General features: G+C 71.7%; 13 protein-coding genes. 7 read left to right on the forward strand and 6 right to left on the reverse strand.

Features of this window, described 5'->3' with window-relative positions:
- Positions 1-226: 226 nt before the first annotated feature.
- The 4 genes from HF577_RS10890 to HF577_RS10905 all read right to left on the reverse strand — a co-directional run bounded on the left by HF577_RS10890 (position 227) and on the right by HF577_RS10905 (position 3,250).
- Positions 227-1,171 carry an alpha/beta hydrolase gene (locus tag HF577_RS10890; protein ID WP_407692199.1) on the reverse strand — a complete coding sequence of 315 codons (945 nt, stop codon included), beginning with the start codon at positions 1,169-1,171 and terminating at the stop codon, positions 227-229.
- 227 nt (positions 1,172-1,398) lie between these two features.
- Positions 1,399-2,133: a DUF6319 family protein gene (locus tag HF577_RS10895; RefSeq protein ID WP_169395662.1), complete on the reverse strand. Its 735-nt coding sequence runs from the start codon at positions 2,131-2,133 to the stop codon at positions 1,399-1,401.
- A gap of 101 nt (positions 2,134-2,234) precedes the next feature.
- Positions 2,235-2,741: an ATP-binding protein gene (locus HF577_RS10900; protein ID WP_169395663.1), complete on the reverse strand. Its 507-nt coding sequence runs from the start codon at positions 2,739-2,741 to the stop codon at positions 2,235-2,237.
- Positions 2,742-2,803: 62 nt separating this feature from the next.
- Complete coding sequence (locus HF577_RS10905) at positions 2,804-3,250, reverse strand: STAS domain-containing protein (RefSeq protein WP_169395664.1); 447 nt, start codon at positions 3,248-3,250, stop codon at positions 2,804-2,806.
- An 80-nt stretch (positions 3,251-3,330) separates the two neighbouring features.
- On the opposite strand from HF577_RS10905, the gene HF577_RS10910 reads away from it, so the two are divergent.
- Positions 3,331-4,044, forward strand: coding sequence for an HAD family hydrolase (locus HF577_RS10910; RefSeq protein ID WP_312859066.1), 714 nt, complete (start codon positions 3,331-3,333; stop codon positions 4,042-4,044).
- 15 nt (positions 4,045-4,059) lie between these two features.
- Here the strand turns inward: HF577_RS10910 and HF577_RS10915 are convergent, their stop codons facing one another.
- Positions 4,060-4,953: an AraC family transcriptional regulator gene (locus tag HF577_RS10915; protein ID WP_246266220.1), complete on the reverse strand. Its 894-nt coding sequence runs from the start codon at positions 4,951-4,953 to the stop codon at positions 4,060-4,062.
- 189 nt (positions 4,954-5,142) lie between these two features.
- Here HF577_RS10915 and HF577_RS38160 point away from each other — a divergent pair, with 189 nt between their 5' ends.
- The 5 genes from HF577_RS38160 to HF577_RS10935 all read left to right on the forward strand — a co-directional run bounded on the left by HF577_RS38160 (position 5,143) and on the right by HF577_RS10935 (position 9,242).
- On the forward strand, positions 5,143-5,466 hold the full coding sequence (locus tag HF577_RS38160) for an acyl-CoA dehydrogenase family protein (protein WP_246266207.1): 324 nt from the start codon (positions 5,143-5,145) through the stop codon (positions 5,464-5,466).
- Positions 5,467-5,766 carry an acyl-CoA dehydrogenase family protein gene (locus HF577_RS38165; protein ID WP_312859069.1) on the forward strand — a complete coding sequence of 100 codons (300 nt, stop codon included), beginning with the start codon at positions 5,467-5,469 and terminating at the stop codon, positions 5,764-5,766. It begins immediately after the preceding gene.
- A 94-nt stretch (positions 5,767-5,860) separates the two neighbouring features.
- Entirely contained in the window at positions 5,861-7,681 is a 1,821-nt protein-coding gene (locus tag HF577_RS10925; protein ID WP_312859067.1) for a flavin-containing monooxygenase, read from the forward strand.
- Positions 7,682-7,746: 65 nt separating this feature from the next.
- Entirely contained in the window at positions 7,747-8,235 is a 489-nt protein-coding gene (locus tag HF577_RS10930) for a universal stress protein (RefSeq protein ID WP_169395666.1), read from the forward strand.
- A gap of 101 nt (positions 8,236-8,336) precedes the next feature.
- Positions 8,337-9,242, forward strand: a complete 906-nt coding sequence (locus tag HF577_RS10935) for a hypothetical protein (protein ID WP_169395667.1) — start codon at positions 8,337-8,339, stop codon at positions 9,240-9,242.
- On the opposite strand, the gene HF577_RS10940 is transcribed toward HF577_RS10935, so the two are convergent.
- Complete coding sequence (locus HF577_RS10940; RefSeq protein ID WP_312859068.1) at positions 9,232-10,452, reverse strand: ArsB/NhaD family transporter; 1,221 nt, start codon at positions 10,450-10,452, stop codon at positions 9,232-9,234. The two genes, HF577_RS10935 and HF577_RS10940, sit on opposite strands and share 11 nt — an antisense overlap.
- A gap of 121 nt (positions 10,453-10,573) precedes the next feature.
- On the opposite strand from HF577_RS10940, the gene HF577_RS10945 reads away from it, so the two are divergent.
- On the forward strand, positions 10,574-11,015 hold a 442-nt coding region (locus HF577_RS10945; RefSeq protein ID WP_169395668.1), incomplete at its 3' end, for a toll/interleukin-1 receptor domain-containing protein.

Raw genomic sequence — 11,015 nt, forward strand, 5'->3', positions numbered from 1 at the left:
GCAGCCTCCCGTTCCTGCCGTCTTCGATACTAGATGCGCATACTGCTCGAATTGCCGGTAATTGGGCCGTACAGCCCGGCCCGGGCCACCATTCGGCGGAGCCCCGGAAATCAACTCGAAACGGTTGACCACGCCCGGGCAGATTCCGGGTGATCACCATTTCTCGCGGTAGCAACGCGCGGACGGTGCCGCCGTGCGGCGGCACCGCCCAGCGGGCGCACGACGATCACCCAGTGGCGAGAGCCTTCCGCAGGACGGCTGTCGCCTGCTCGACGGCGGCGGTGGCCGCGTGGGTCCCACGGACGGGGTTGAGCAGCATGAAGTCGTGGATGATCGCGTTGTAGCGCACGCTCGTGGTCGGCACACCCGCTTGCGTCAGGCGGCGCGCGTAGGCCTCCCCCTCGTCACGCAGCACGTCGTTCTCGTCGACGATCACGAACGCGGGCGGCAACCCGGCGAGCTCGTCCAGGTCCGCCCGCAGTGGTGACGCGGTGATCTCACCGCGCCTGCCGTGGTCGGGCAGGTAGGCGTCCCAGAACCAGGCCATTGCCTTCGCGGTGAGGTACGGCCCGTCGGCGAACTGCCGGTAGCTCCCGGTGTCCTGGGCGGCGTCGGTCACCGGGTAGTACAGCGACTGGTGCCGGAAGGTCACGTCGCCGCGCTGCTTGGCGAGGATCGCGAGGACCGCGGTCATGTTGCCCCCGACCGAGTCACCCGCGACGACGAGCCGGGACGCGTCGAGCCCCTCGGTCCGGCCGTGCTCGGTGATCCACCGGGCGGTGGCATAGGCCTGCTCGATCGCCACCGGGTACTGAGCCTCCGGGGACCGGTCGTACTCCACGAACACGACCGCGGCGTCCGCACCGACGGCGAGCTCGCGGACGAGCCGGTCGTGGGTGTCGGCATTGCCGAGGATCCACCCGCCGCCGTGGACGTACAGGACAGTCGGCAGGTCGTCCGGCGCGCCGACCGGCTTGACGATGCGGACCCGCACGTCGCCGACCTCGGCCGGCACCGTGATCCATGTGTCGTCGACGTCGAGCTTGTCGACCGGCGCCGCCTGGATGTCGTCGAGAACCTTCCGGGCGCCGTCCGCGCCGAGCTCGTACAGGAACGGCGGCTCGGACGTCGCGTCGGCGATCTCCTGAGCCGCAGGCTCGAGAATGGGCATGCTCATATCCGGTGGGTTTCCTTCCCCTGGTGTCGTGTCGACCTTCCGGGCAGTTCCGATCACTCGCCTGGTGGGCAGCGTGAATCGGACCCTGCGCAGTAGGACCGGGCAGGCACCGTTTCTGTGACAGGGAAGGAAGAAAGCGGAAGAAAGCGGAGAGCGGATGCGCCGGTCGCCGGGCCGCGCGGACGGGTGCGGTGCCGTCCGCGCGACGCGACTGCCGACGATCAGCTGCTGAGCTCCTGCAACGCCCGCTGGGCGGCCTCGAGCTCGGCGCGCAGCCGCTCCACCCGGTCGAGCTGGCGCTGCCGGGCCGCCTCGAGTGACGCCTCGATCGCCTCGGCCACCACCGGCGGCAGCGACCGGGCCGCCCTGGCGACGTCGGCAGGCTGCACCGAGGTGGGCCGCACGGTGCGCTTCTTGCCGACCATGACCTCGACGGTCCACTCCCCCTCGGCGGTGGCGCTCAGGGTGACGGTGACCTCGACCGGGCGGGCGGCGGTCCGGCCCCCCGCGGGACGGGGACGATCCGGGGTCCTCTCCGCGGCGGGCGCGGGCGTGCTCTGCCGATCGGGCACCGCCGGTGGGCTCTGCCGCTGTGCCACGGCCGGGGTGCTCTCCGGCTCGGACTGCTGCTGCGGCCTGCTCGGCGGGGAGGGCGGCTCGCTCTCCGGTGCGGTTCGTTCCGGAGCCCGCGCCGCGGGCTGCGGGGCCGGCTTTCGGGCCGGCCGGATGCGCGTGAGCTCGCTCGGCGAGCAGAACATCGTGTCGCGCTTGCCTGCCGGGCGGACCTGGATGAAGTCGCCCTCGGCCATGTCGTCGATCGAGATCACCTTCGCCGAGCCACCGGCGGGGACGCCGACCGCGGCCGAGGTGAACCACACCGTGAACGGTTTGCCGCCCGACAGCTCCGTGCGCGCGGCCGCCAGGTCCTGCTCCGAAAGCGATTTCGGTGCGGCCATCGTGAGTAGCTCCCCCTTGCCTCGAGTGGGCTGCATTGTGCACCGGGGGTCCGACAGAACCGGTGGCCGGTCCGGCGGAGATCAACAGCGGCCGGGCGGGCTCAGCTCCGGGGTGCGGCCTGCGGTACCGACGGCGTGCGGATCACGAGTGTGGTGCCTGCGGCGGTCGGCCGGAGGACCACCTCGGCCATGCACGACCGGATCAGCGGCAGCCCCCGGCCGCGGTCGGACGGTCCCGGCACCGGTGGCCGCCAGGTGCCGCGGTCGCGGACGGCCAGCACGATCTGCCGTCCGCCGTCAGGGGCCGGGACGACCTCGGCGTCGATCTCGACGGGGGCGTGGTCGGGACGCGCGGTGCTGCGCGCCTCGATGCCGTAACCGTGCTCGACGCTGTTGCTCACCGCCTCGCTGACGGCGAACACCACGTCGTCGAGCTGGTCGCTGGGCCACCGGTGCTCGGTCAGCCACGTGGTGAGGCGGTCGCGCGCCAGCGACGGCGCCACCCACTCCGCGCCGAGGCGCACCCGGAGCACCGCGTCGACAGCGGCACGGCGGAACGCATGGGGGCGTGGGGCCCACTCGTCGCGGTCGCACGGAGGCACCATCATGGGCGCTGACCTGGGTGACGGCGCCGACCTGGGTGACGCGTGAGGCTGCCCACGACGCCCCGTCAGCGGTCGCGCAGGGCGTCGGCGACGTCGTGGTAGAGCTCCAGGAACCCGTCCAGCCCGCTGCGCTCGATCGGGCGGACCACGGGCCGGCTCGAGTCGACCACGATCCGCAGCGGCTTGTAGCCACGCTGCTCGACAGCCTCCCGGGCACTCGTGGTCAGGGTGTGCAGCCCCGGTGACCCGAGGAACCCGACCTCGCTGAGGTCCACCACAAGCACCCGCCCGTCCAGCCGCTCGAACGCATCCGAGATCGCATCGTGCAGACGCGGCGCTGTCAGGCCGTCGACATCGCCCCGCACGGCCAGGATGACCGCATCAGGCCGATCCCGCACAGCGACAGCCATCAGCTGCTCTCGCGGCGGGGCCTGCTGCGCCTGGTGCCGGTGCGGCAGCTCCGGCTGCTCCCGGCACCCCTCAGAAGGGGGCTGCCCGTCCTCCTGGACCATGCCGCGCACCCTACGGTCAGCCTCCGGGTGGCCGAGCACACCCCCGGCCGGCGGTGGGTGACGGCTACCGTGTCGGAGACGTGGGACAGGCCGATGAGCACCGACGACAGGACGCGGACCGCGTGGTGCGTCCGCTGGTGACGCTCGATCTCTTCAGCGCTCTGATCGACTCCCGGACCGGGGGCGGCACCGCCTTGTCCCGGCTGGCACGCGAGCGGAGCTGGAGCGTCACGGGGGAGGCCGTCTACTCCGCGTGGGACTCCACCAACAAGGAGCTGCAGCGGCAGTGCCGGACGTGGGTCCCGTTCCGGGAGCTGTCCGAGCAGGCCCTCGCCGCCACCTACCGCGACCTCGGCCTCCCGGGTGATCCCGCGGAGGATACCGAGCGGCTGCTGGCCTCGGTCGCCGACTGGCCACTGTGGCCCGACGTCGCGGCGGGACTGCCCGTACTGGCGAGCGGCTCCCGGGTCGGCGTGCTGTCCAACGTCGACGACGACATCTTCGCCCGCACCCGGGTGGCTCCCCTCGTGGCCGACGGCGACGTACTCACCTCGGAGAGGCTGCGCAGCTACAAGCCCTCGCCCGCCCTCTACCACGAGGCGGCCCGGCGGGCCGGCCGCGGATATGTGCACGTCGCGACCTCGGCCCGCGACGTCCGCGGCGCCCTCGACGCGGGCATCAGCACGATCAGGTTGCGCCGCCCGGGCCCCCGGGTCGACCCCGACGGCCCGGTTCCCCCGTTCGAGGCCGCCGACCTGGCCGAGACCGCCGCGCTGCTCCCGCAGCTGCGCTGACGGGCGAGGCGGCCGTCAGCGATGGGCGGGTGCGGTGTCCGCCGCGCGGTACCGGCCCGGCGCGACGCTGTACCTGCGGCGGAACGCGGCCGCGAACGCGAACTCCGTCGAGTAGCCGACCTTCCTCGCGATCGCGGCGAGCGGCGCGTCGGACTGCCGCAGCAGCCGGGCGGCCGAGCTGAGCCGCCAGCCGATCAGGTAGGTCATCGGCGGAGTGCCGACCGCGGCGGTGAAACGCCGGGTGAACGCCGTGCGCGACATCCCGGCGACGTCGCTGAGCTGTTGCACGCTCCACTGCCGCTCCGGGCGCCCGTGGATCTCGCGCAGCGCATCGGCGATGCCCGGCTCGGTGGTCAGCGGCCAGTCGGACGGGCTGGTCTGCTCCTGGAGGTGGCGCAGGATGTGCACGATCATCAGGTCGATCAGGGCGGCCCGGCTGGCGTCGGTGCCCGGGCCCGGCGTGGTGTAGTCGGCACGCAGCATCTCCACCACCACGCGCAGCTCCGGATGGCGTTCGTAGTCCGGCGTGAACGCGAGGACGCTCGGCAGGTGCCGGAGAAAGCCCGGCACCTTTCCGTGCTCGAGCGGATAGGTGCCGCAGAGGAACTCGAAGTCGACCGGTACGGGCGGGGGCGGCACGTCCGCCATCACGACCTCGGGCAGCTCGGCGAGCGCGCACGGGGTGCGCGAGATCCCGTGCGCTGCGCCTGCGGCGGTGAAGACGACATCGCCCGGCCGCACGGCGACCGGCTCCGCCTCCTCCGTGACGAGCCAGCCCTCGCCCGCCAGCATGACGTGGAAGCCCAGCACGGGAGTCCGCGGGAAGCGGACCCCGTGTGCGGACCCCTCGGCGATCCGGCGCCCGTTGGCCCGCCCGACCCGGACGCTGCTGATCGCCGCGGTGATCATGTCCACCCGAATCATGGTATCCGGACACGTATGCGGCCGGGCCGCACGAGCATGGCGGCCCCCGGTGCCCCGATGCTTGGGTCGAACCGTGATCGACGTGCTGGCTGCGAACGCCGACAAGACCGAACATCAGGAACGGCCCACCGCGGAGAGTCTGCAGGCCGCGATGTGTGGGCGGGCCTGGGAGCGATGGTCGACGGGACGTTCTCCTTCGTGCAGATCCCGATGGCCGACCTGACCGTCGAGCGCACCTGGGACATGGCCGGCATGCGCGGCACCGGCAGCCACACGGTGGTGGCCGACGGCGTGCTGGTCCCCGCGGAACGCGTGGGCGCCCTGCGGCTGCCGCCCGATCTCGGCGCCGCCCAGCTCTTCGGGATCTGCGCGCTGGCCCCGGTGGTGGGCGCGACGTTCGGGGCGCTGGACGTCGTCACCGCGATGTTCGCCTCGGACCGCAAGCCGTACATGACGTCGTACTCGCGCATGGGCGAGTCACCGGGTGCACGCCAGTGACTGGCGGCGGCGACCACGCTGGCGCAGCGGGCCGAGCGCACGATGCTGGCCGTCGCCGCGGAGGTCGACGCCGGCACCGACCTGACCGCGCGGGACGGCAGCAGGCTGCACCTGAACCTGACCGAGGCGGCGGGCGACTGCCGCGCGGCGCTCGACCAGATGCTCGACCTGCACGGCGCGACCGGCTTCCGGACGTCCTCCTCGTTGCAGCGCTTCTGGCGCGACGTGTCGGTGGCCGGTCGCCACCCGCTGCTCAATCCCTACCTGGCGATGGAGGGCTACGGCAACGCCCTCGTGTGACGCCGACCGGTCGGGGTGATCATGCCCGCCAGGAGTGCCAAGCTGGCACGAGCGAGGGACACCAGGGCCCTCCCTGACGTACCCCGGAGCGTGCGTGAGCGTCACCGATCCGCCGATGCGGCCGGACGGCACCGTCATCGACAAGGCGGCGCTGCGCCGGAAGTACCTCGAGGAACGCGACAAGCGGCTGCGGCCCGACGGCAACGACCAGTACCAGCGCCTCACCGGGCGGTTCGCCCACTACCTCGCGGATCCCCACACCCCGAGGACCGAACGTGAGCCGAGGACCGACGACTGCACGGTCGTGTTCATCGGCGGCGGCTTCGCCGGCCTTGTCACCGGGGCCCGGCTGAAGGAAGCCGGCGTCGAGGACGTCCGGATCATCGAGAAGGGCGGCGACTTCGGCGGCACCTGGTACTGGAACCGGTACCCCGGAGCGCAGTGCGACACGGCGTCGATGGTGTACATGCCGCTGCTCGAAGAGACCGGCCACATGCCGACCGAGAAGTACGCGCACGGGCCGGAGATCCTCGAGCACTGCCGGCGCATCGGTAAGCAGTTCGGGCTGTACGAGGACGCGCTGTTCCACACCGAGGTCACCGACCTGCGGTGGGACGGGCAGCGGGCGCGCTGGGTCGTGCGCACCGACCGGGGCGACCACTTCACCGCGCGGTTCGTCGCGATGGGCACCGGACCGCTGCACGTCCCGAAGCTGCCCGGGATCCCCGGCATCGACTCGTTCGCCGGGCACTCGTTCCACACCAGCCGCTGGGACTACGACTACACCGGAGGTGATCCCTCCGGTGCGCCGATGGACGAGCTGGCCGACAAGCGCGTCGCGATCATCGGGACCGGTGCGACGGCCGTCCAGTGCGTGCCCCACCTGGCTCGCGCCTGCCGGGAGCTGTTCGTGTTCCAGCGCACCCCGTCGTCGGTCGACACCCGCGGCAACCACCCGATCGACCCCGAGTGGTTCGAGCGGATCGCCACCCCGGGCTGGCAGCAGCGCTGGCTGGAGAACTTCACGGCCAACCAGAGCGGCGGCGCGGCCGACGAGGACCTGGTGATGGACGGCTGGACCGAGATCGCCCGGCGCGTGCGGGCCAGGGCCAGGACGATCCCCAAGGCGGAACGCACCCCGATGACGCTGCTGGCCGCCTTCGAGGACTCCGACCACGAGAAGATGGAGGAGATCCGCGCCCGCGTCGACGCGGTCGTGACGGACCGGGCCACCGCCGAGAACCTCAAGGCCTGGTACCGCCAGCTGTGCAAGCGGCCGTGCTTCCACGACGAGTACCTGCAGGCCTTCAACCTGCCCGGCACGCACCTGGTCGACACCGACGGCAAGGGCGTGGAGCGGGTCACCGAGAACGGGGTCGTCGTCGCCGGCACCGAGTATCCGGTCGACTGCATCATCTACGCCTCCGGCTTCGAGGTGGGCACCGCGTACACCCGCCGGGCCGGGTACGACCTGACCGGGCGCGACGGCGTCAGGCTGTCCGAGTACTGGGCCGATGGCATGCGCACGCTGCACGGCATCCACGTGCGCGGCTTCCCGAACGCATTCGTCGTCCAGCCGACCCAGGGCGCGAACCTGATCTCCAACATCCCGCACAACCTCACCGAGTCGGGCCGGACGATCGCGATGACGATCAAGCACGCCCTGGACAACGGCTTCGACGAGATCGAGGTCAGCCAGGAGGCGGAGGACGCGTGGGTCGCGCTCCTGCTGACGGAGCCGGGACTGATGGGGCGGTCGCCGGACTGCACGCCGGGCTACTACAACAACGAGGGCCAGGACTCCGGTCCGCGGGCGCTGTTCAATGTCGGCTACCCGCAAGGTCCGAGCGCCTTCTTCCGGTACATCGACCGGTGGCGCACGACCGGTACGTTCGACGGCCTCGAGTTCCGATAGCGCATCGATCGGGTCATGGTCGGCGTCGCGGCGGTTCGCCCCGCCGCGACGGGGAACCCGACCCGATGCCTACCGGTCCGGTCGTGGTCGCCTTCGACGGCTCTCCCGCCGCGTTGCGTGCCCTGCAGGAGGCCGCGGAGCTGCTCGCCCCGCGGCCCGGTCTCGTCGTGGTGGTCTGGGAGGCGGGTGTCGCCTACGACTTCGCCTCGATCCCGAGCGCCTCGCTCGACCTCCCGCCCGCCCAGTTCGACCTGCGGCCGGCCGCGGAGCTGGACGAGGCGCTGGCCGCCAACGCCCGCGAGATGGCCCGGCGCGGGGCCGCGATCGCCACCTCGCTCGGGATGCCGGCCGAAGGGCTGGCCGTCGCCGACGTCATGACCGTGGGCGACACGCTCGTGCAGCTGGCGAGTGAGGTCGACGCCGCCGCGGTCGTGGTCGGCCGCCACGGGCACAGCGCGCTGCGTGACGTGCTGCTGGGGAGCACGGCGAACCACGTGATGCGGAACGCCCCGTGCCCGGTGGTCGTCGGGCGGCAGGCCGACAAGGACGGCTGACCGCCACATCCTCCCCGCAACCTGCTGACCGAGATCGCCCGATCTGCGTACGATCCGCCCTCGGAAGGATCATCCGGATCGACCGCATCGGGAGGGCGTGGATGCGCCGGTTCGGGCAGTGGCTGGTGGACAACGCCGACGGGATGCTGGCGCTGACGATCGCCATCACCGTCGGGGCGCTGGGGGTGCTCGACGTCCTCGGCGGCGAGGAGATCAACGCGGCGATCCTGCTGACCCTGGCACTGCTCGCGGCGACCCTGCTGCGCGACCGCAAGATCGCCACCAACAACCTCAACCAGTCCGCCGCGGTGCGGCTCGTGCACGGGGCCGAGGTGGATCGCATGAACAGCGAAGCCCACCGCGACGCGGGCCAGTGGATCTTCAAGGGCGGTACCGGCTCCAGCTTGCGCAGCGTCACCCTCCGCGCGTGTGTCGAGGCCGCCCGCGAGGCCAACCGCCCGGTCCGCATGCAGATCGAGATCATCGACCCGACCGACGAACAGCTGTGCCGCCGCTACGCCGAGTACCGGGCGTCGCTGCGTACCGGCCCGGACCGGGACCAGCCCGAACCCGCACCCGAGACCACCTCGCGCAACGCCTTCGCCACCGTTCTGGCGATCTGCTGGTACCGCCAGCGCTTCGTGCTCCTGCAGCCGGAGATCGGGCTCTCGAAGGTGATGACCACGTTCCGCTGGGACATCTCCCCGACGTTCGCGCTCATGACCCAGGAGGACCGCAACGCGCCCGCGATGTTCTTCGACCGCGGGATGTCGCACTACCGGGCCTACCTGCGCGAGCTCACCATGAGCTTCGAGCAGTCCCGCAGGTTGAACCTCTCCCGGATCGAGGAGCATCGCCTGTCGGACGAGCCGACGCCGGAAGAGGTGCGGACGCTCTTCAGCCTGTTGCGGCTCGACCTCCCGGTCTCGATGACCGACAACAACGTCGCCGACATCATCAGCCGCGCGAAGCTGCCGCGAGCGCGCCAGGGTCGGTTCAGGCGGTGAGCAGCAGCGCGAGCACACCGACGCCGACGGCGACGACCGCCAGCCCGAAACCGTGCAGGGCGAACCGGCGCACGCTGATCGGCAGCCCGTAGACGCGGCAGGACTCCAGGCACAGCAGGGTCGCCAGCGACGCCCACGGCGTGATGATCGGACCGGCGTTCGTGCCGATCAGCAACGCGAGCAGCTGGTCGTGGTTGCCAGGGGGAACCGCGGTCTCCCCCGCCGCGTACGCCGGCAGGTTGTTGACGAGGTTCGACAGCCCGGCACCGGCGGCCGCGGCCCGGAACGCACCCTCCGCTCCCGGGTCCGTGCCGATCACCGCGGTCATGACGTCGGTGAGTCCGTGGATCGAGAGAGTCGGCACGACGAGGAACAGGCCCGTCACGAAGATCAGCAGGCGCCACGGGACCAGGCTGAGCCGCAGCGCACCGCGGTCGAGCACGGCGAAGGCGATCACCAGCACGAGAGCCGCGGCCGCCGCGGCGTAGCCGATGTGCTCGCCGACGAACGGGATTGCGCCGATGAACAGCAGGCAGGAGACCGCGGCCACCCGGAACAACGTCCTCTGCCGTGAGTCCTCGAGCCGGACCGGAGGGGCCGGCACGTACCGGTCCGCTCCGCGTCGACCACGGCGCCAGTAGAGGACCCACAGGAAGACCATGGTCGCGGCCAGGATGGCGAGCTGCGGGGCCCACATCCGGGCGGCGAACTCCGGCGCCGTCAGTGCCACCCGGCCCGCGGCCAGCAGGTTGGTGAGGTTCGAGACCGGCAGCACGATGCTGGCGGTGTTGGCCAGCCAGATGGTGGTCATCGCGAGCGGCAGCGCGGCGATACCCGCCCGCTGGGCCAGTGCGAGGAACACCGGCGTCAGCAGCACCGCGGTGGTGTCGAGGTTCAGGAAGATCGTCGTCGCCGACGCGAACGCCACGCAGAGCAGGAACAGCGCGACGTAGCTCCCCCGGCCGACGATCGCCAGGCGCGTCGCGATCGTGTCGAAGACCTGCGCCTTCTTGGTGAGGGTGGCCAGCACGATCACCGCGGCGATGAACAGCAGCAGCGGTGCGATCCGGCGCAGGCTGTCCTCCGCCTCGGTGGCGGGCAGCAGCCCGGTGAAGACGGCGAGCAGGCCGGCGACCAGCAGGCCGATCCGGATCCAGTCCAACGCCGGGAGCCGCCGCAGCAGCGCCGCTCCCCTTCGCGCAGTCGTCACCTGCGTATCCTGCCGGACCCGCTCCGCCTGTCGTCGGACCGGAGTCGACCTTGCGCCTTCTCGGCGGGCAGCGCATCCGTGATACTCGACGTGCTCAGGTCGGGCCACGGGGAGTGACTGCATGGACACGGCAGACGCCGTCGACTTCTACATCAGCTACTCCCCCGCTGACGATCGCTGGGCCACCTGGATCGGCTGGACGCTGACCGAGGCCGGGTTCCGCATCCGGCTCCAGGCCTGGGACTTCATGCCGGGCACGAACTTCACGGAGTTCACGGACTCGGGCGTGCGGAACGCCTCGGTGGTCATCGCCGTCCTGTCCCGCAGCTACTCGGGCTCGCGGCACGGGTCGGAGTGGCAGGCGGCGCTGCGCCACGACCCCAGGAAGCTCGTCATGATCCGGGTCGAGGACTGCCCGCTCGACGGCCTGCTCGCCCCGATCACGTTCCTGGACCTGGTCGGTCAACGCGACGACCGCGCGGCGGCGAACGTGATGGTCAGGGACCTGGAGCGGATGCTGGACGAGCGGTCGGCCGCCCCGGCCCCGCCGCCCTTCCCCGGCC

This window comes from Pseudonocardia xinjiangensis (assembly GCF_012911925.1).
Lineage (GTDB): Bacteria > Actinomycetota > Actinomycetes > Mycobacteriales > Pseudonocardiaceae > Pseudonocardia > Pseudonocardia xinjiangensis.

Coding starts and splice junctions, on each gene's coding strand:
- HF577_RS10890 (WP_407692199.1), bottom strand. CDS start 1,171: ATGCCCATTCTCGAGCCTGCGGCTCAGGAGATCGCCGACGCGACGTCC.
- HF577_RS10895 (WP_169395662.1), bottom strand. CDS start 2,133: ATGGCCGCACCGAAATCGCTTTCGGAGCAGGACCTGGCGGCCGCGCGC.
- HF577_RS10900 (WP_169395663.1), bottom strand. CDS start 2,741: ATGATGGTGCCTCCGTGCGACCGCGACGAGTGGGCCCCACGCCCCCAT.
- HF577_RS10905 (WP_169395664.1), bottom strand. CDS start 3,250: ATGGTCCAGGAGGACGGGCAGCCCCCTTCTGAGGGGTGCCGGGAGCAG.
- HF577_RS10915 (WP_246266220.1), bottom strand. CDS start 4,953: ATGATCACCGCGGCGATCAGCAGCGTCCGGGTCGGGCGGGCCAACGGG.
- HF577_RS38160 (WP_246266207.1), top strand. CDS start 5,143: ATGGTCGACGGGACGTTCTCCTTCGTGCAGATCCCGATGGCCGACCTG.
- HF577_RS10930 (WP_169395666.1), top strand. CDS start 7,747: ATGCCTACCGGTCCGGTCGTGGTCGCCTTCGACGGCTCTCCCGCCGCG.
- HF577_RS10935 (WP_169395667.1), top strand. CDS start 8,337: ATGCGCCGGTTCGGGCAGTGGCTGGTGGACAACGCCGACGGGATGCTG.